Origin of the sequence: Thalassococcus lentus, assembly GCF_028023555.1 — a bacterium.
In the GTDB taxonomy this organism is placed as follows: Bacteria; Pseudomonadota; Alphaproteobacteria; order Rhodobacterales; family Rhodobacteraceae; genus Thalassococcus_A; species Thalassococcus_A lentus.
Map to the genome: position 1 here is coordinate 106204 of NZ_JAQIOY010000002.1, position 19208 is coordinate 125411.

Genomic DNA, 19208 nt, shown 5'->3' on the forward strand with positions numbered 1-19208 from the left:
GTTTAGTCGGTCACGTACCGCGCGTGTCAGGCAGCGAGATATTTGCGACCTGTTCCGCAATTGGATCCGTTGAAAGAGGATGCATGTCGGACTCGTAGCGTGACGCGTCTCCCAGATCTTCCCAATGGCCCTTGCGATACACTTCAACGGCGGAAAACTGCGCCTTGTAGCCCATCTTGTCGCTGCCGGGCACCCAATAGCCAAGATAGACATAGGGCAGGCCGGTTTCGCGGGCGATGTCGATGTGATCGAGGATCATCCAGGTTCCCAGGCTCTTGCTGGCATAGTCCGGATCGTAAAACGAATAGACCATCGACAGACCGTCATCGAGCATGTCGGTCAGACAAACGGCCACCAGTTGGTCCGTGCTTTGATCAACGTATTCGATGACCCGGCTTCGGATCGGCGTTTCTTCGATCATCGCCGCGAACTCGAAGACGTCCATATCCGCCATACCGCCATCAGCATGGCGGGCATCGAGATAGCGGCGAAACAGGTCATACTGCTCTTCGCTGGCCCAAGGGCTGGCCACCCGGCGCGTCAGGCCAGAATTCCGCTTTTTCGTGCGGGATTGGCTGCGGCTTGGTTTGAAGTCTTCGATGCGAATACGCGCGGACAAACAGGCCGCGCAATCCGAACAAGAGGGCCGGTACAGAACGTTCTGCGACCGACGAAAGCCCTGTTTTGACAGGCTGTCGTTCAATTTGGATGCGCTGTCACCCTGAAGAGCCGTGAACAATTTACGCTCCATCCGGCCCGGCAGATAGGGGCAGGGCTGGGGAGCCGTCACATAAAACTGCGGCGCAAGGGGCAATGAGTGGCGCATGAAAGACCTTTTTGAGCGTTAATCAAACGGTAACAATGATTGTCAGGACAGCCAACCCCCCGAAAATGGCGAGGCCACGCCAGCAGGCGAGACCTCGCTTTTGCGATCGTGGGATCGGTTGTTTGCGGCGCTCAGGCCCGTTTGTTCAAGGCGACTGTGCCAAGCGCCATATCGGTCAGACCCTGTCCGCGTTCTGATGTGAACATGAAGCCGATGGATACCAGCTGCAAAAGAAAGGTCATGATGGTGAAGGTATAGCCCAGCGTGTGCATAAACGCCTGTTGGCGGTCCAGCCTTTGGCCATGCATGTCGCGGAACTCGATGGCCATCATGCGCATTCCCAACGTGGCCGAGCCGTGAGTGATGGTGAATACCCGGTAGAAGAAGCCAACAATAAAAAACAGCAGAGGCAAAAAGAATACGCCCAAAAAGGCAGTGAAGACGAGCACCGGAACAACAAGCAATGCCGTAATGATAAAGTCGAAAATCCATGCGACACCGCGTTTCAGGGTGACGCCTTCGTAAAATTCAGCCTGCCTGATCGGGTCGGGCAGATGGGAAATAGGGTCGCGATACATGCGTGCCTCGGAATAATGAGTCGTTCTAAGTCGGATACGCAGCCCCGGGGAGGACGGGGCTGCGGTCGACGCGTTTAGCTTACGCGTCTTCGGGCTGCTCTTGGAGGTCTTTTGCCCGTTTTGCACGATCATCCATGAAATCGTCGAATTCTGCCTTGTCCTTGGCTTCGCGCAGACGCTGCAGGAAGGCTTCGAATGCGTCTTGCTCTTCTTCCAGGCGGCGCAGTGTATCGGCCTTGTAGGTGTCAAAGGCGTGGTTGCCGCTTGGTTTCAGGGCAGCCATGGCGTGGCGGCGCGAGGAGTGGCCGCCACGGCGGCAGGAATTGTTGAACATGCGTTTGCTCCAGATCATATATGCGAGAAGGGCCAGACCGACGGGCCAGAAGAAGATGAAGCCGATAACCATTGCGGCAATCCAGGCTCCTTTCCCCCGTTGGTCCAACCAGGCCTCGGCCCGGGTCAACCAGCCAGCGTTGGCGGGCAGGGGGGCGTCATAGGTTGCGGTTGTCATTGTCGTCTCTCCGTTTCGTAATGTGTTTGTTTTCGATGTGAATGCCTTTCACATTACAACAGATCGGAACCGGGAAGGCAGCTTTCAAGGTACTATGTGAATGTTTTTTACATTAACTTTTAAATTTCATTAAAATCAGTTGGTTATAATGAAATTTTTTTACGAAACTTCGGTGAAATCAGCGACGATTGCGCCTGCTAATTGGGGCAATACAGCGGGATCAATCGGGAAAACATGCCGCGGTGTGCCTGCCGCACCCCATACACGGTCAAATTCCAGCAGGCGCGGGTCAATCCATGCGCGGATCGGGTTCAGGTGGCCCAAGGGGGCCACGCCGCCGATGGCAAACCCGGTTTGGGCGCGGATCAGCGCCGCATCCGCTTTGCCCAGCGGTTCCTGAGCCAGAACGGTTGCCTTGGCCGCATCGACCCGGTTGCCACCAGCGGTCAGGAACAGGACGGCTTCCTGCGTTGTTTCAGCCCGAAAGATAATCGATTTGGCGATCTGATCGAGATGACAGCCGACACTTTCGGCGGCTTCTTGCGCCGTGCGGGCCTGACCCACTTCTTGGATGTCGGCTATCAAACCGGCTTGCTCAAGGGCGGTGCGTACACGTTTCAGACTTTTGCTCATGGGGGATTCATCACAGGTTATTTGGAAAAAGGGATTGAGCGGCCGCTTCAATCCGGGATTCGAAACGGTTTAGTTTTTCAGGGGCCACCGATTCACTTTGATACAGGCTGAGCATGCGAAACCGGGCCTTGGGTGCGCAGGGTTTGACAACGCCCCATTTGAGACTGCGCCTGACCGGGCGCCGCGCAATGAGCCGGTCGTACCACCAAGGCGCGCCAAGCGTCGTGACCGCCAGCACGGATCTCAGGCCGCTCAGTCGGGGTATCATCGGCCCGCCGTTCGGCGCGTGATCATAGGCTACGCCGGGCATGAAAGACCGATCAATCCAACCTTTCAGAATGGCAGGCAATCCGAACCACCACGTGGGGAATACCAGCACCAGACCCTGTACATCGGACAGGGCGGCAGAATCGTCGAATGCCTTGTCAAAGTAGGCAGTCCGCTCATCGGCACTGAGGCATGGATCATAGTTTTCGGCGTATAAATCGCGACGTGTGACGCTGTGACCCGCCTGTTCGAGCGTTTCGCACAGATGATCGGCCAGCCGCATACAGAGCGACGCCGACAGAGGATGCGCGGTGACCAATAGAACCTTCATGCGTCTATGTTGCAGCCCGCGTGCCCCTTGCCAAGCCTGCAACGGCATGGCCATCTGCAGATATGAAAGACCAAGACCGCCCTCTCGCTGATCGTATCACGCGACTGCCGCGCGCCTTTGAAAAGGACCGCGGCGCTGAAACCAGAAACAGTGTTCCTTGGGCCAGCGGTGCGCTGGCTGAGTTGCTTGAGGGCACAGGCGGCTCCAGCCCCTATCTGAAGGGACTGATCGAGAAGGAAGCGGACTGGCTGGAAATAGCCGTGGGCCATCCCGAAACGGCCATGTTTGATTTGCAATCCGGTCTGGCATCAACCGGATCTGCCGAATTGCCAACCGCGCTCCGGGTCGCGAAACGGCGGGCGGCCTTGCTGATCGCGCTGTGCGATCTGGGCGGCGCATGGTCGTTGCACGAAGTAACAGGCGCTTTGACACGGTTCGCCGATGCCGCCAGTCAGGCCGCACTGGAAGATGCCATTGCAGCCGAAATCCGGCGTGGCAAGCTGCCGGGCGCGACTGAGGATGACATTCCCACAGCAGGTGGGATGGTCACGCTGGCCATGGGTAAAATGGGCGCGTTCGAGTTGAACTACTCGTCCGACATCGACTTGATCTGTCTGTTCGATGAAACCCGCTTTGATCCGGATGACTACCACGAGGCGCGATCGAGCTTTGTTCGGGCCACGCGCAAGATGGCCGCCATGCTCAACGATCTAACGGGTGACGGCTATGTCTTTCGCACGGATCTGCGGCTGCGTCCGGATCCCTCGGTGACACCGGTCTGCATCGCCATGGAGGCAGCAGAGCGATACTATGAAAGCCTTGGGCGTACCTGGGAACGGGCGGCCTATATCAAGGCAAGGCCATCAGCTGGTGACACCGGAGCAGGTGCTCGGTTTCTGGAAACGCTGCGACCGTTCATCTGGCGTAAGCATCTGGACTTTGCCGCGATCGAAGACGCGCACAATATGCGGCTGCGGATACGCGAGGCCAAGGGGCTGCATGGACCGATCACCTTGCCGGGGCACAATATGAAACTGGGGCGCGGCGGCATCCGCGAGATCGAGTTTTTCACCCAGACCCGGCAACTGATCGCGGGCGGCCGGGACGCCGAATTGCGTGTGCGTGGCACGGTCGACGGGTTGTCGGTTCTTGCGGAAAAAGGCTGGGTGCCTGACGACGCGGCGGCGGCGCTTAGCGCGCATTATGACTTTCATCGTACCGTCGAACACCGTGTTCAGATGGTCGGCGATGCGCAGACCCATGATTTGCCCAAGAGCGATGAGGGTTTCGAACGGCTGTCTTGCCTGATGGGCATGGATCGCAGCGCTCTTGAGGCCGAGCTTGGCCAGCGGCTGACCGAGGTTCACGAACTGACCGAAGGGTTCTTTGCACCCGAGGCAACAGGCGCGCTGGACAGTCTGCCCGAAGCGCTCACGGGATCGGATATTCCCTCTCGCTGGCCAACTTATCCGGCGCTGCGGTCGGAACGGGCCGGGGAAATCTTTCAAAGGTTGCGCCCTGAGATCCTGCGCCGTCTGGGGCAGGCGGCCCGCCCCGAAGAGGCGCTGGTTGCCTTTGATGGCTTCCTGTCAGGTTTGCCTGCGGGCGTGCAGCTGTTTTCCCTGTTCGAAGCGAACCCGCAGCTGATCGATTTGCTGGTGGACATAACCGATGTCTCGCCGGATCTCGGGCGCTATCTTGCCCGCAATGCTTCGGTCTTTGATGCCGTCATCGGCGGTGACTTCTTTAGTCCATGGCCCGGCATGGCAGCTTTGCGCGCCGAACTGGCTGCACAGCTCGAGGCCGAGAAAGACTATGAGCGCAGGCTCGATCTGACGCGCCGCTGGGGCAAGGAGTGGCATTTCCGGGTCGGCGTGCATTTGCTGCGCGGATTGATGGAGGCCGAAGAGGCCGGACGCGCCTATGCCGATCTGGCCGAGGCGACGCTGGCCGCACTCTGGCCGGTGGTTCAGACAGAATTTGCGCGCAAACACGGCACGCCACCGGGGCGCGGCGCTGTTGTGGTGGGTATGGGATCGCTCGGCGCGGCCCGTTTGCACGCGCGTTCGGATCTGGATGTGATCGTGATCTACGATCCTTTGGATGTAGAGGCATCGGATGGGCGCAGGCCTTTGCCGTCACGGACCTACTATGCCCGTCTGACGCAGGCCCTGATCACCGCGATGACGGCGCCGATGGCCGAGGGGCGGCTTTACGAAATGGACATGCGCCTGCGTCCCTCGGGCAATCAAGGACCGGTCGCGACCTCGCTGACCGCGTTTAAAGACTATCAGAAAACTCAGGCATGGGTCTGGGAGCATCTGGCCCTGACGCGGGCGCGTGTGGTTGCCGGGCCGTCTGAATTGGCGCAGGACGTTGAACAGTTCCGAACTACGCTTCTGGCTCAGCATTCAGACGCGGCGCATGTCTTGTCGGAAGTCGCCCAAATGCGGGCGCGTATTGCCGCTGCCAAAGAGGCGGATACCCCATGGGAGGCGAAAATCGGCACAGGGCGCATGCAGGACATTGAGCTTTTTGCGCAGGCTGCATCCCTGATCGAAGGCAAGGCGGTCCGCCAGACCGGTCGCGCATTGCGGATGGCGGATTGGCTGGATCAGGCAGACGCGGACGCCTTGACCAAGGCGTATGGGTTTTTTTGGGCTTTGCAGATTGGCGGCAAGCTGGTCAGCGACGCAGGAATTGATCCAGATTCCATGGGGCCGGGCGGGCGCGCGTTCTTACGGCGCTTGACGGGCTGCACCGAAGGCAGCACGCTGGCGGAAAGATTGATGCAACACGCATCAGAAGCCGGAACAGTGATAGACCGCCATCTGGCACGCTATCAGACGACAGGAGACAGTCATGAAGAAGGGTGACGCCACAGACCCCAAGGGACTGATTGCTGATGCCTACAGGATCGAAGGCATCACGTCGGGCGAATGTCGGTCGATATTTCTCGACTGGGCGCTGTCGCTTCCTGTTGGGGCCGATACCAATCCGCTGATTGCCAAGCTGCTGACGCGCCATCCAGAGCCGGATCATCCGATGACTGCTGTTCTGATCGAGGGACAAAAGGCCGCCGGTCCGGCCAAGCGACGTGGCGGACGCGCGGCGCGCGTGATGCAGTGAGTCCGGCGGGCTCAGCGTCTTGGATGTTTGGCTTTCAACGAGTTGGTGGCGCGGTCCAGAAATCCGCGGGCGAAATCGGCATTCGGCACATGTTCGGGCGTGGCGGGTGTAGGCCGGGCCGACAGTGAATCTTCTCTCGCCCCGTCCAGTACCTGCCGGTGCAGGTCAAACAGGCGCGATAGCCGCTCTTGCCGAGCGTTCTGGGTTTCATCGATCTTGTCAGCAGACATGCGCTTTCCTTAGCAGACATTTCGCAGCGTGAAAGCTATGAGTTGAATACGGCGAAAATAGCACGTGCCTAGGGTGATCTGTGGGCAGGGTCTTGATCATTTTCCGGGCCGGAATGGTAAATAACGTGCAGCAAGAGGAAACCTGATGAGCGTCATATTATGTTACGGAGACAGCAATACGCACGGCACGCGTCCCATGACGGTGGCGGGGCTGTCGGAACGCTATGAGCCGCAGGATCGCTGGCCCGAAGTCATGGGTGATCATCTCGGGGCTGGCACGCATGTCATCCCCGAAGGTTTGCCGGGCCGCACGACCGTGCATGAAGATCTGGTTGAGGGCGGCGCGCGCAATGGGTTGGCGGTGTTGCCTGCTGTGCTGCATAGCCACAAGCCGCTAGATTTGCTGATCCTGATGCTGGGAACCAATGATTTGAAACCGCGTTTTTCGGTCACTGCCCATGAAATCGCGCGTTCGGCCATACGTCTTGCCGTTCTGGCCCGCGCCGAACAGGTGGTTAAAGACATTCTCGTGGTAGCCCCCGCGCCGGTCCGTCCCGCTGGCTGCCTCAGCGATGTATTTGAAGGCGCTGAGCAACGGCAGCGAGGGCTGGATGTCCATATCAGCCAATTGGCGCAAGCCGAAGGTTTCGGGTTTATCGCGGCCGGAGATCATGTTGCGGTGTCGCCAACGGATGGCGTGCACTGGGAAGCGGATGCCCACAGATATTTTGGATCCGTCATGGCGGGCCATGTCGAAAAGCTTCTGACATGAGGATATTCGTCGCTGCGCTGGGTTTGCTGCTATGTGGCTGCATGGCGAATGAACCCCAGCCGCTTGGCCCCGCGACCATCCCTCTGCGCAATCCAACGGCTCCTGTTGCGTCGCAATTGGATGCGTCCCTTGCGCGTCTGGCGGGCACTTGGGTCGTTGTGCAGGGTGCGGGCCTGAACGCGGGCTCGAACCTGCGCTTTGATGGTCAGAGCGTGTCGGTCAATGGCGCGCAGCTTGCTTTGCAGGACAAGGGCAGAGGCCGCATTGTCATGGGCAACGAAGAAATCTGGGTGCATTGGATTGATGCGGACAACCGTACCGCCGCCCTGGGCGAGCCAAACGGTGGCCGTGTCTGGATCATGGATCGCACGGGCCAGCCCGGCGAACGGCTGAAAGCGGCGCGCGAAATCCTCGACTGGTACGGATACGATCTGCGCCGTCTGGCCGAAAACGGCTAACGCAAGCACCATTACAACCATTGATGTCGCAATCAGAGGCCAGTGGGTCCGGTTTTGTGATGGACGCTGCGCGGCTCTTGGGGGCAGGGTGCGCACAAGTCTTTTGGGAGAGCATCATGGCACAATCAGACAACAGAACAGCCGCCATTGTGGGCGGTGGCGTGATTGGCGGCGGCTGGGCCGCCAGATTTGCCCTGATGGGCTGGGATGTGCGGATTTTTGACCCGGATCCCGAAGCAGAGCGAAAGATCTCCGAAGTGCTGGCCGGCGCAGAACGGGCCCTGCCGATGCTCTACGATGCGCCCATGCCCACGCGAGGCCAGATAACGTTTCACAGCGATCTGGCCGAGGCAGTGAACGGTGTTGCCTATATTCAGGAAAGCGTGCCCGAGCGACTTGATCTAAAGCACAAGGTTTTTGCTCAAATTCAGGACGCGTGTCCCGAAGATGCTGTTCTGGCCTCGTCAACATCGGGCTTTAAGCCGTCCGAATTGCAAGATGGCGCATTGCGCCCGGGCCAGATCGTCGTCGCCCATCCATTCAACCCGGTCTATCTGTTGCCGCTGGCCGAACTGGTTCCGGGTGAGGGCGGAGATCCAGCAACCACCGAACGGGCAAGGCAGATCCTGCGCGAGATCGGCATGTATCCCTTGCATGTACGCGCTGAAATCGATGCGCACATCGCGGATCGCTTTCTCGAGGCGGTCTGGCGCGAAGCGCTGTGGCTGGTCAAGGACGGCATCGCGACAACCGAAGAAATCGACGATGCCATTCGCTATGGTTTCGGGTTGCGTTGGGCGCAAATGGGCCTGTTTGAGACTTACCGGATCGCCGGCGGTGAAGCGGGCATGAAGCATTTTCTGGAACAATTCGGCCCGTGCTTGACGTGGCCATGGACCAAATTGATGGATGTGCCGGAATACAACGACGCCCTTGTTGATCTGATTGCAGGCCAATCTGACGATCAATCGGGGCATATGTCGATCCGTGAGCTTGAACGTCTGCGGGACAACAATCTTGTTGCCATGATGCGTGCGCTCAAGGGGCAGGGTGCGGCTGCGGGCAAACTCATTCTCGACCATGAAACCGATTTGCGCGGTCCGCTTCAGGATGATGTTCCGCTGGTGACGATCCGCAGAACGGTTCCGGTTGATTGGACGGATGTGAACGGACACATGAACGAAGGCCGCTACGGGCAGGTCTTCAGTGATGCCTCAGAAGAACTGATGACACATGTTGGCGCCGATCGGGATTACATTGCGGCCGGAAACAGCTATTTCACGGCAGAGACGAACATCAAGTATCTTGCGGAAACCCTTGCTGCAGAATCATTTTATGTGGAAACACGGGTGCTGTTGGGAGAGGGCAAAAAGCTGCGGCTTTGGCACGAAATGAAGCGTGCGAGCGATGATGAAATCTTGGCGACCTGCGACCAGTTTCTGCTTCATGTTTCGCTGGAAACCCGCAAATCCTGCCCGCCTTTGCCCCATGTGGCCGAGGCTGTGGAGCGGTTGGCGGCGGCACATTCGGCTTAGTCGTAGCTGTATCCAAGCCCGGTTTCCAAATCCAAATCAATGGATTGCTTCATGAAGCTGATATCTGTTTCAGGCATGGAGTTGGGCGTCTCGGGGCGGGTTTCGACGGCAGGCAGAAACTTAGACCCGAGGCGTTTCATGACAGGGCGGTAGTCGGTTTGCGGGACCGTGATGCCAAAGCCTTCGTGCACCGCCTGCAGGAAAGTCTCGGGTTCTGACTGAACCGCTTCAAGTTGGGTGAAGACGAGGCTGCAACCCCTTGCCTGAAATGATAAAAGTCCATTTAACTTGGCCTGCCGAAGGGCAAACAGATTGTCAAAGGGGTGGCCTGTCACCGGGTGACGGTCGTGCTGAAGCGGCGCGCCCTCGCCACCCAGTTCGGCGACCTGCGGAAAATAGCGCTTGCGATCGGCAACGGTGGCCCATTGCGCGCGAATGAAGTCCGAAAACGTCATAGCCTGCATTGCGGGCGGGCAGTGCCAGGGTTTGGCGTGCATCGACAGCGCCCAAGAGCGCGCATCCCGCACAACGCAAATGATTGCCACATGGGCGGGGATCGCGGTCATATGTGGAAACCCGTGTTTCCAGCCAAGCTCTTCCATCGGGCGAAGAGGGCTGTTTCGCCCAAGCAACCGTTTGACGAAATTCGTACCCGAAGACCGTTCACCAAAGACCTGATATCGCGTTGGGGTCGTGCCTGTTGGGGCGATGTGCCAGCCTGTTTTCCTGAGATCCATGTGCCTGCCCGGTGGTGTTTGCGCCACGATAGCGAGCCTCTGCTCGATTTGCGATTCTCTTTGTGTTTGTGCTGCAGTACTGTTGCCGCAAAACGCGACGTAGATAACGAGCAGGCAAGTACATGCAAACCACAGCCGCCGCCCTGACAATGGTGCGTGACGATGCTTTCTTTTTGAAGGCATGGTTGCGCCACTACGGTGAAATGCTGGGGCGGGAAAATTGCTATATCGTCAATCACGGGCGCGGAGAGGTGGTGGCAGAGCTTGCCGAAGGCTGCAATGTGATCGGCATTCCCGGCGATCCGCATCCCAACTTCGATATGAAACGCTGGCGCATGCTCAACAACTTTGTTCAGGGGCTGCGGTGCTACTACAACCATGTGATCGTCGGCGATGTGGATGAGTTGGTCGTGGTGGATCCGGAGCATGGCGGCTCGCTCTTGGAGTATCTCGAAACGGTCAAGCCGCGGCGGGTTCTTACGCCCGTGGGGCTGGAAGTCATTCACCGGATCGATCTCGAGCCCGATGCGATTGAGACTGAGATCATTGGCCCGCGCCGTCATGTCCGGCTGGCGCCACATTATTCAAAGCCCTGCATTGTCAGTGCCGGGGTCAAGATTGCCCGCGGCGGGCATTTCACACAGGCCGAAAAGCTGATTGCGCCGGACCCGCTCTATCTGTTCCATCTGAAGTTTTGTGACTTCGGCGAATATGTTTCGGTCATGAACCAGCGCAACGCGGTCACCGAAGAGGTCGGGGCCTCGGTGCAGGAGGCTTCAATCGGGCGGCATTGGTTTGCCGAGGCGCGCGGTGAGGATCGGGCCGTTTTCGAGGCATTTGCAGATCTGGAGCTAAAGGAAGAGTTTGACCTGGGCTGGGTTCGCAAGCGCATGCATAGGACCTGGAAGCCGCGGGGCGAAACCGGATTTTGGCAATTCGACCGTCCCGAATATGAAGGGCAATATGTGCTGCCGGATCGGTTTGTCGGCGTGATCTGATTGCGGACCCGCAACGACCAAACCACGACGCACCCCGGGGGTTTTGCACCCCCGGACCCCCGCAGGATATTTTGAGCACAAAGAAGCCGGATCAGCCGCGCATGCGTGCGCCGTCCGCATCAAATAGCGGTGTGTCGAGCAATGTGGCGCGGCGCATCTCGCCCAGGATTTCGATTTCGGCGCTCAGTCCGGCTGTGGCGGCGTCCCGGGGGATCAGCGCGAGCGCGATGGATTTACCCAAATGGTGTGAATAGCCGCCGGATGTGCAAAACCCCTGAACGGATCCATTGATCCAGACGGGCTCGTAGGCCTGAACATCCGCATCTGCTGCGTCAACGTCAAAGGCGACAAGGGTGCGCGCGGGCGGTGTGTCCCTTTCCGCCTGTGCTGCCGCGCGGCCAATGAAATCGGCCTCTTTCGACCAAGCGATAAATCGGTCGAGACCGGTTTCGGCGCAGGTGTAATCTGGTGAGAATTCCCGGCCCCAGGAGCCGAAGAACTTGTCGAGGCGCAGGCTCATCATGGCGCGCATGCCAAAGGGCCGCATTCCGTAGGCTTGGCCGGCTTGCCAGAGCGTATCCCATAACTGGCGCTGCGCCATTGGATCACAGTAGATCTCATACCCCAGATCGCCGGTATAGCTGACCCGTTGAACAATGCAGTCGGTCATGCCGATGACGGCGCGGCGCACGTCCATGAACCGCATCCGGGCCAAATCCTGCTGCCCGCAGGCTTCCAGAACGGCTGCTGCGCGCGGTCCGGCGATTTGAAACCCATTGAGCCGATCCGAGACGTTTTCGATCTGGACGCCCTCGTCAAGCTGCTGCAGGAACCAGCGCATGTGATAGGCCTGCGCGCCGTAGCTGGCGGTCAGCTGAAATTCGGTTTCCGACAGGCAGGACACCGTGAAATCGCCGATGATGCGCCCAGAAGGTGCCAGCATCGGGTTCAGTGCCAAGCGGCCTGGGGCAGGGATGCGGCCTGCCATGATCCTGTCCAGCCAGGCACGGGCATTGGGGCCTGTGACCCGGTATTTTCCGAAGTTATGCACTTCGTTGATGCCGACCGCTTCGCGTACGGCGCGCACCTCACGCGCGGTGGCGTCCCATGCATTGGAGCGGCGGAAGCTTGGTGTCTCGAACCTCGGCTCATCATCTGCGGCAAAATAATTCACCACCTCAAGCCCGTACTGCGCGCCCCAGACCGCCCCCATATCGTCAAAGATATCGTGCATGGGCGTTGTGCGGTTTGGTCGTGCGGCAGGCAATTCTTCGTTCGGGTAGGATACGCTAAAGCGTTTTTGGTAATTCTCGATCACCTTCGGCAATGTGTAGCCAGGGCTGATCCAGTCGCCAAAACGGGCGACATCCATTGCTGCGGTGTCGCGTTCGCATTCGCCTTGGGTCATCCATTGGGCGAGCATCAGGCCCACGCCGCCGCCCTGACTGAACCCTGCCATCACGCCGCAAGCCGACCAATAACCGCGCAGACCAGGGATGGGGCCGACCAGTGGATTGCCGTCCGGCGCAAAGGTGAAGGGGCCATGAATGACGGATTTCACGCCGGCGCGCTCCAGCACCGGAAAACGGCGATAGGCAAAGGCGATGGAATCTTCAATCTTGTCAAAGTCATCGGGCAGCAACTCGTGACCGAAATTCCATGGCGTGCCATTCACCGCCCAAGGGCGGCAGGGTTGTTCGTAGAACCCGATGCAGAGCCCGCGACCTTCCTGCCGCAGATAACTTTCGCCTGCCGGATCCATCACATGCGGATGTTCTGAGCCACGCTCATAAATCTCGGCGATTTCATCGGTAACGATGTACTGATGTTCCATCGGGTGCAGGGGCAGGTAGACGCCCGCCATGGCGCCCACTTCGCGGGCCCATAGTCCGGCCGCGTTCACAACGTGCTCGGCGTGGATGGTTCCCTTGTCCGTGACCACGTCCCATGTGCCATCCGGCCGCTGGTTCGTTTCCTTGACGTGGCAGTGGGTTTCAATCGTCGCGCCGCCCATACGCGCGGCCTTGGCATAGGCATGCGTCGTGCCCGAGGGGTCAAGGTGGCCGTCGAGCGGATCGTAGAGCGCGCCGATTACGCCTTCGAGATTGACGATAGGGGCGAGCTTGGCAATCTCTTCCGGGCCGACAATTTCCGTTTCGAGCCCCATGTAGCGATGCTTTGCGCGTTCGGCCAACAGCATGTCAAAGCGTTCGGCATTGTCGGCCAGTGTGATGCCGCCCACGTGGTGCAGCCCGCAGGACATGCCTGTGATCTCTTCGAGTTCCTTGTACAGCTTGATTGTGTACCCCTGCAGGGCGGCCATGTTTGTATCGCCGTTCAGCGTGTGAAACCCGCCTGCGGCATGCCATGTGCTGCCCGAGGTCAGTTCTGACCGTTCCACCAGCATCACGTCGGACCACCCCAGTTTGGTCAGGTGATAGAGGACAGAGGCGCCAACAACGCCGCCGCCGATGATGCAAACGCGAGTGGTGGTTTTCATGGGGCATGTCCTTTGCAAACAGGGGATCGTTGAATTTGGTCCGAATGTCTCATGCAGCGCGTCGGCGTCTTGGCGAAGAGCGACAAAGTTTGTCGCTCAGGAAGGGTGGGCCAAAACAAGCGTTTTGAAAAGTATGCGATTGATCGCAATTGCTGCGCTGCGGCGAAAGATTTTGCAAAATAAGAACGAAATTCTGTTTTGCACAAAGCTGTCGGTTTTCGATTATTCGGTATTTCAAGAGAATGCGCAAATGTAGCGAAATGATCCACTCCTACCCACTCTATGCGGTGGGACTATTGCGCTTCAAGCCGCGATTTTGTCCAGCTTCCATGCTGCAGTATGCTGACCGTACAACAAAAAAAAGACGCTCACATCTCATGGATTGATCAGGCTTCCTCTCCCACCTGATACACGAGCAGGCAGAGCATACAGGCAAAGAAAGGCGGACCCTTCGGCAGGTTCGCCTTTCTCGCTTTTGGGGTTTGGAAATCTGGCGCAGATATTCCGGTCGCGACGAAAAGTGTCGGCATTGGGCATTATGGCCCTGAAGGCGCGCGCAATGTTACAACGGTCCAAACAAGGAATGCGATCCATGAAGACCCATGCACAGGCCGTTGTTATCGGTGGCGGCGTCATTGGCTGTTCAATCTTGTACCACCTGGCCAAACTTGGATGGTCTGATGTCGTTCTGCTGGAGCGGGATGAACTGACCTCGGGCAGCACGTGGCACGCGGCGGCCAATATTCACGGATTGCATGACAGCACGAACATCAGCCGGATCCAGCACTATACGATGAACCTGTACAAAGAGCTGGAGGCCGAAACCGGTCAGGGCTGCGGAGTTTTTCAGCCGGGCAGCCTTTACCTCGCTCAGACCGAAGCACGCGAGCACCAATTGCGGCTGCAGGCGGCCAAGGCCAAACTCTATGGGATGAACTTTTACGAGATTGATCGCGATGAAGCCGAGCGATTGCATCCTTTGGTCGATTTCGATGGCATCCGCTGCATCATGTATGAACCGGACGGTGGCAATGTTGATCCCAGTGGTGTCACTGCGGCCTATGCTGCCGGTGCGCGGGCCATGGGGGCTGAAATCCATCGCTTTACACCCGTCACTGCGACCGAGCCGCAGCCTGATGGCTCTTGGATTGTACGGACGCCCAAGGGCGACATCGCAACGCCATGGGTGATCAACGCAGCGGGTCTGTGGGGGCGCGAAGTGGCGGCGCTCGCAGGGATCAAACTGCCGCTGCAACCAACCGAGCATCAGTATTTCGTGACAGAAACGATTGCTGAGATTGCGGGGCTGGATCGGCGGCTGCCTTCGGTCGCGGATCGCGACGGGGAATATTACCTGCGGCAGGAAGGTCAGGGTTTGCTGATCGGTGCTTATGAGCGGGATGTCCGGCTCTGGGCTGAAAACGGAACGCCTTTGGATTTTGCCCATGATCTGTTCCCAGATGATCTGGAACGGATCGAGGACAACATGATGCGTGCCATTGATCGGGTGCCAGCCGTCGGTACGGCAGGGATCAAGCGGGTCATCAACGGCCCGATGATCTGGTCACCGGATTCGAATGTGCTGATGGGGCCTGTGCCAGAACTGCGCGGATATTTCTGCTGTAACGGGATCATCCCCGGGTTCTCTCAGTCGGGCGGCATGGGCCTGATGGCGGCGCAATGGATCATCGAAGGCGAAATGCAGTACGACATGTTCGCGTGGGATATGGCCCGCTTTGGGGACTGGGCGAACGAGGCTTTTACCAAGGCGCGTGTGTCCGACCAATATGCACACCGCTTCGCAATCCACTTTCCCAACGAGGAACGCAGCGCCGGACGGCCTGCGCGCATGCGTCCGGCCTATGAGGCCCAGCAAAAGCGGGGCGCTGTGTTCGGGCTCAACTATGGCTGGGAACACCCGTTGTGGTTTGCAGAAGAGCCGGGAACACAAGACACCAACGGGTTCACCCGCCAGAACTGGTGGGAACCGGTTGGAAAAGAGGCCCGGATGCTGCGCGAGGCAGCGGGCATCATCGATATCTCGAACTTTGCCAAATACCGCGTCAGCGGACCGGGGGCCGAGGATTGGCTGAACGCGGTTTTTGCAAACAAGATGCCAAGCGCTGTTGGCCGGTCTTGCCTGACGCCCCTGATCGGAAAACGGGGCGGGGTCGCCGGGGACTTTACCGTGACCAGACTGGCCGAGGATGAGTTCTGGGTTATCGGATCGGGCATGGCCGAGCGGTATCACCAACGGTTCTTTGCTCAGGTGCCATTGCCGCAGGATACGACGTTCGAGAGTCTCACAAACAGCCATTGCGGGTTCAACGTGGCTGGCCCAAAAGCGCGGGACATGCTGCAGCGATTGACCAACGCGTCGCTCAATACCGAAGACTTTCCATTCATGCGCTCTAAACGCATCGAGCTGGCAGGGATCGAAGTTGTTGCGCTGCGCGTATCCTTTACCGGCGATCTGGGCTGGGAATTGCACTGCGCCGAAGCCGACCAACTGGCGCTCTACGAGGGGCTTTTGGCTGCGGGCGAAGCCTTCGGTGCCGGGCCGGTTGGAAGCCGTGCCCTCATGGCGCTGCGGATCGAAAAGGGTTATGGGTCATGGTCTCGGGAATACAGCCCGGAATACTGGCCCCAAGAGGTCGGGCTTGAACGCCTTTGCAAGCTCGATAAAGATTTTCTCAACAAAGACAGTCTGTTGCGGGTGATTGATAAGCCTGCGCGAGAGGCATTGGTGGTTCTGTCACTGGACGCCGATGCCTGCAGTGCGTCAAATGCGGATGCCACAGGCGGTGAGCCGATCTTTTGGAATGGGCAAGGAATTGGCCGCGTAACCTCGGGCGGTTTCGGCTATTCCGTCGAGCAGAGCCTTGCCCTTGGATATGTCAGAGCGGGCACTGCGCAGGCTGGAGATACGGTCGAGGTGATGGTGCTGGGGCAACCGCATCAGGCCGTTATTCTGCACGAGCCGCCCTTTGATCCCGGCGGACAACGATTGCGTGCCTGATCTGGTTTCTGTGCCCATTGTGCCAGAAAAACTCGCTAAAATTTGCAAAACAAAGACGTATTGACGTCGTATTTGCACGTCATGGTTGCTCTGAGCTTTTCCGTATGGGGCGAGTACCATGACAACCAAGAACACCACTCCGAGCCTGCGCAGCGCAATCGATGAGTTGCTGGCAAATCCAGTGATCTGTCTGGCCATTTTGTTGCCGGCGGCTTTCGGATCGGCCTTTGGCAGTTTGTTTGTGGGGTTCAGCTTGGGCTTGGAGTTCCCGTTCTGGCAGCTGCTGTTCACAATCTTCTTTTATTCGCGCATGGCCTTGGCCTGGCATCGCTATTCCATGCTCGGCGAGCGTCCCAGCCTGATCGGCAAGCCGGGGCCGGCCGGTCTGCGGCGTCTTTACCTATGGCGGGTTGCCACGGCGGTCTTGCTGGCTCTGTTCTTGTCCACGTTGTTAGGCATGGCTGTTTCGCTGGACACGCTTTTGGATATGGGTGGTCTTGCCCATGAATTGGGGGTGGGCCTGTTTGTTTGGTTTGCGCTTTCGGTTGCCTGTGCCGCGATCCTTTTGACCGGCGCTGAACTACCGCTGCGGGCTGCGGAAGCTGAGGGTTTGGACAATGCCCCGATGCGACGTGGGTTCTTGACCTTGGGCTCTTTCATTTTCAGCCCGCTGGCGATGTTCAACCCGAATAAACCTGAGACACCGGGCGATTTCCTCGGTGTGCTTGGCCTGCAGGATGGATCAGGAAAACCATTTGAGCCGCTTCAAATCGCACGGCTTGCGCCAATCATGGGGCTATACGGCGCTGTGGTCTGGGTTGGACTGGCGGCTCTGCTTGGTCTGTTTGCGATGGTGCCGGGTATCGGCGCGTTGATCGGCGGGGACGTTGCCCAAATTCTTTTGTCTCAGACGCTGTTTGGATTTGGCGCTTTGATCCTGGCCAGCCTGTTGTCGCAGCACGCCAAGACCGCAGATCAAGCGCCGGCGCACCCTACGCCGGGCGCAGGTTCGGCTGGCCGGGCGTCTGGGCCCATTGACGACGATTGGAACGGCATCTTGGCGCACAGAATGGGTGCCAGTGATCCCGAACCGTTTCAGCCCGCGACGCCGGCCCCATCATGGCAGGAACGACAATCGCTTGCCGCCCGCTCTGGTGGAGCCCGGCCCGTGATGCCTGCCGCCAGAGACCCAAGGCACGCGCGGCCCGAAGAGGATGCATTGCGCGATGTTTTTCGGTCCCGACCGACCGCCGTGTCCTCGGGGCCGACGCTTCCGGCGCAGGGCGGATTTTTCCAGCGTTTAATCGACCGTTGAGTCGTTGACAGGAGCCAGCGGGCGCAGTTTCAGCTGTGTAATGCGGTTATTCTCGCGGCTCATCACCTCAAATCGGAAGCCGTGAAAGCTGAACGTCTGGCCAACGGTGGGGATCATCTGCGCCTCGTGGATCACCAGACCGGCCACGGTATTGGCTTCCTCATCGGGGAGGGACCAGTCGGTGGCTCTGTTCAGGTCTCGAATGGTCATGGCGCCATCCACCCAGTAGTGTCCATCGTCGGCCATCTGAACCTGATGATCGGCATGAGGGTCGAATTCGTCGGTGATCTCGCCCACGATCTCTTCGAGAATATCTTCGAGCGTAATCAGCCCCTCGAGCGATCCGTATTCATCAACGACAAGGGCAAAATGGGTCCGGCGCCGCAGGAACTGACGCATCTGGTCATCCAGCGATGTGGTGTCAGGGACGAAATAGGGCTTCATCATCACGTCGGTGATCTGGAACCCTTCGAGCGCGCCAGCCGTGGTTTCCCGACCGTCGATCAATTTGTACATTGCGCGCAGCAGGTCTTTGGCGTGGATCACCCCAATGATGTTTTCGGGATCGTCCCGGTAGATTGGCAGGCGCGTGTGGCTGCTTTCCAGACACTGCTGAAGAATGTCCTGCGGTGGGCTGTCGGCGTTGATCATCTCAATGCCGGAGCGGTGCAGCATGATTTCCTCAACGGTGCGTTCGGCCAGATCGAGCGCACCGAGAATCCGGTCGCGGTCTTCCTTTTCAACCACACCTTCGGAATGGCCCAACTGCAGCGCGCCGGCGATTTCTTCGCGGACCGCCAGAATGTTGCTGTCCGGGTCGGTTCGGATGCCGAAAATGCGCAGCACGCCGCGCACCAGCACCCGCACGGCGGAAACAACCGGGGCAAAGATGCGCACGACAAAGGCGATGGGACGCGCAACAAGAGAGGCGGCTGTTTCCGGGTTGGTGATGGCATAGGTCTTGGGCAGCACCTCGGCAAAGATCAGCACGAGGATCGTCATGACCAAAGTGGCCAGCGCTACACCGGATTCGCCAAACACCCGTGTCAAAAGAGCGGTCGCCAGCGATGTGGCCAGAATGTTGACCAGATTGTTCCCCAGCAGGACCGAGCCGATCAGGCGTTCGTTATCTTCGGTGATCGCAAGGGCCTTGGCGGCGCCTTTGGATCCCTTGTCAGTGGCCGCACGCAATTTGCCTCGGCTGGCAGCGGTCAGCGCTGTTTCCGAGCCTGAAAAGAACGCCGACAGGCACAGCAGGCCCAGAATTGACGCAGACGTGATCCAAAATGCGGTGTCGAGCAGCGATGTCTCGGCTTCCATCGGGGTATGTTTCCTTTATCCTTTGGCTGGTTATGGGGGCGCGACCCCC

The 19208-nt window shown here is 58.8% G+C and carries 17 protein-coding genes; 8 read left to right on the plus strand and 9 right to left on the minus strand.

The genetic code is table 11. From position 1 onward, the window contains the following. Positions 1-10 precede the first annotated feature (10 nt). The 5 genes from PFY00_RS05635 to PFY00_RS05655 form a co-directional block, all read right to left on the minus strand. Positions 11-826 (minus strand): arginyltransferase, encoded by an 816-nt coding sequence (locus tag PFY00_RS05635; protein ID WP_271431560.1) that lies wholly within the window; start codon positions 824-826, stop codon positions 11-13. A gap of 131 nt (positions 827-957) precedes the next feature. Next, entirely contained in the window at positions 958-1404 is a 447-nt protein-coding gene (locus tag PFY00_RS05640; protein ID WP_271431561.1) for an RDD family protein, read from the minus strand. 79 nt (positions 1405-1483) lie between these two features. After that, complete coding sequence (locus PFY00_RS05645) at positions 1484-1915, minus strand: DUF2852 domain-containing protein (protein WP_271431562.1); 432 nt, start codon at positions 1913-1915, stop codon at positions 1484-1486. A 159-nt stretch (positions 1916-2074) separates the two neighbouring features. Continuing rightward, a complete protein-coding gene (locus PFY00_RS05650; RefSeq protein WP_271431563.1) occupies positions 2075-2548 on the minus strand; it encodes a YbaK/EbsC family protein in 474 nt (157 codons plus the stop codon). A 10-nt stretch (positions 2549-2558) separates the two neighbouring features. Beyond that, positions 2559-3146, minus strand: a complete 588-nt coding sequence (locus PFY00_RS05655; protein ID WP_271431564.1) for an NAD(P)H-dependent oxidoreductase — start codon at positions 3144-3146, stop codon at positions 2559-2561. Between the two features lie 62 nt (positions 3147-3208). Here PFY00_RS05655 and PFY00_RS05660 point away from each other — a divergent pair, with 62 nt between their 5' ends. After that, a complete protein-coding gene (locus PFY00_RS05660) occupies positions 3209-6022 on the plus strand; it encodes a [protein-PII] uridylyltransferase family protein (RefSeq protein WP_271431565.1) in 2814 nt (937 codons plus the stop codon). After that, positions 6009-6275: a hypothetical protein gene (locus PFY00_RS05665; RefSeq protein WP_271431566.1), complete on the plus strand. Its 267-nt coding sequence runs from the start codon at positions 6009-6011 to the stop codon at positions 6273-6275. Before PFY00_RS05660 ends, PFY00_RS05665 begins: the two co-directional genes overlap by 14 nt. An 11-nt stretch (positions 6276-6286) precedes the next feature. On the opposite strand, the gene PFY00_RS05670 is transcribed toward PFY00_RS05665, so the two are convergent. Continuing rightward, complete coding sequence (locus tag PFY00_RS05670; RefSeq protein WP_271431567.1) at positions 6287-6505, minus strand: hypothetical protein; 219 nt, start codon at positions 6503-6505, stop codon at positions 6287-6289. Positions 6506-6650: 145 nt separating this feature from the next. On the opposite strand from PFY00_RS05670, the gene PFY00_RS05675 reads away from it, so the two are divergent. The 3 genes from PFY00_RS05675 (at position 6651) to PFY00_RS05685 (ending at position 9270) form a co-directional block, all read left to right on the plus strand. Continuing rightward, positions 6651-7277, plus strand: a complete 627-nt coding sequence (locus tag PFY00_RS05675) for an SGNH/GDSL hydrolase family protein (RefSeq protein ID WP_271431568.1) — start codon at positions 6651-6653, stop codon at positions 7275-7277. Continuing rightward, on the plus strand, positions 7274-7735 hold the full coding sequence (locus tag PFY00_RS05680; protein WP_271431569.1) for a lipocalin family protein: 462 nt from the start codon (positions 7274-7276) through the stop codon (positions 7733-7735). Before PFY00_RS05675 ends, PFY00_RS05680 begins: the two co-directional genes overlap by 4 nt. Before the next feature lie 116 nt (positions 7736-7851). Continuing rightward, positions 7852-9270 (plus strand): carnitine 3-dehydrogenase, encoded by a 1419-nt coding sequence (locus PFY00_RS05685; RefSeq protein ID WP_271431570.1) that lies wholly within the window; start codon positions 7852-7854, stop codon positions 9268-9270. Here PFY00_RS05685 and PFY00_RS05690 read toward each other — a convergent pair. Further along, positions 9267-10007, minus strand: coding sequence for a hypothetical protein (locus PFY00_RS05690; protein WP_271431571.1), 741 nt, complete (start codon positions 10005-10007; stop codon positions 9267-9269). The two genes, PFY00_RS05685 and PFY00_RS05690, sit on opposite strands and share 4 nt — an antisense overlap. 122 nt (positions 10008-10129) lie before the next feature. Here PFY00_RS05690 and PFY00_RS05695 point away from each other — a divergent pair, with 122 nt between their 5' ends. Then, complete coding sequence (locus PFY00_RS05695) at positions 10130-11005, plus strand: glycosyltransferase family 2 protein (protein ID WP_271431572.1); 876 nt, start codon at positions 10130-10132, stop codon at positions 11003-11005. Positions 11006-11096: 91 nt separating this feature from the next. Here PFY00_RS05695 and PFY00_RS05700 read toward each other — a convergent pair whose 3' ends face one another. Then, on the minus strand, positions 11097-13505 hold the full coding sequence (locus tag PFY00_RS05700; protein ID WP_271431573.1) for a GcvT family protein: 2409 nt from the start codon (positions 13503-13505) through the stop codon (positions 11097-11099). A gap of 592 nt (positions 13506-14097) precedes the next feature. On the opposite strand from PFY00_RS05700, the gene PFY00_RS05705 reads away from it, so the two are divergent. Both PFY00_RS05705 and PFY00_RS05710 read left to right on the plus strand, forming a co-directional pair. Then, positions 14098-16524: a GcvT family protein gene (locus PFY00_RS05705; RefSeq protein ID WP_271431574.1), complete on the plus strand. Its 2427-nt coding sequence runs from the start codon at positions 14098-14100 to the stop codon at positions 16522-16524. A 118-nt stretch (positions 16525-16642) separates the two neighbouring features. Beyond that, a complete protein-coding gene (locus PFY00_RS05710; RefSeq protein ID WP_271431575.1) occupies positions 16643-17839 on the plus strand; it encodes a hypothetical protein in 1197 nt (398 codons plus the stop codon). Here PFY00_RS05710 and PFY00_RS05715 read toward each other — a convergent pair. Next, on the minus strand, positions 17825-19159 hold the full coding sequence (locus PFY00_RS05715) for an HlyC/CorC family transporter (protein WP_271431576.1): 1335 nt from the start codon (positions 19157-19159) through the stop codon (positions 17825-17827). The genes PFY00_RS05710 and PFY00_RS05715 overlap by 15 nt on opposite strands. Positions 19160-19208 lie beyond the last annotated feature (49 nt).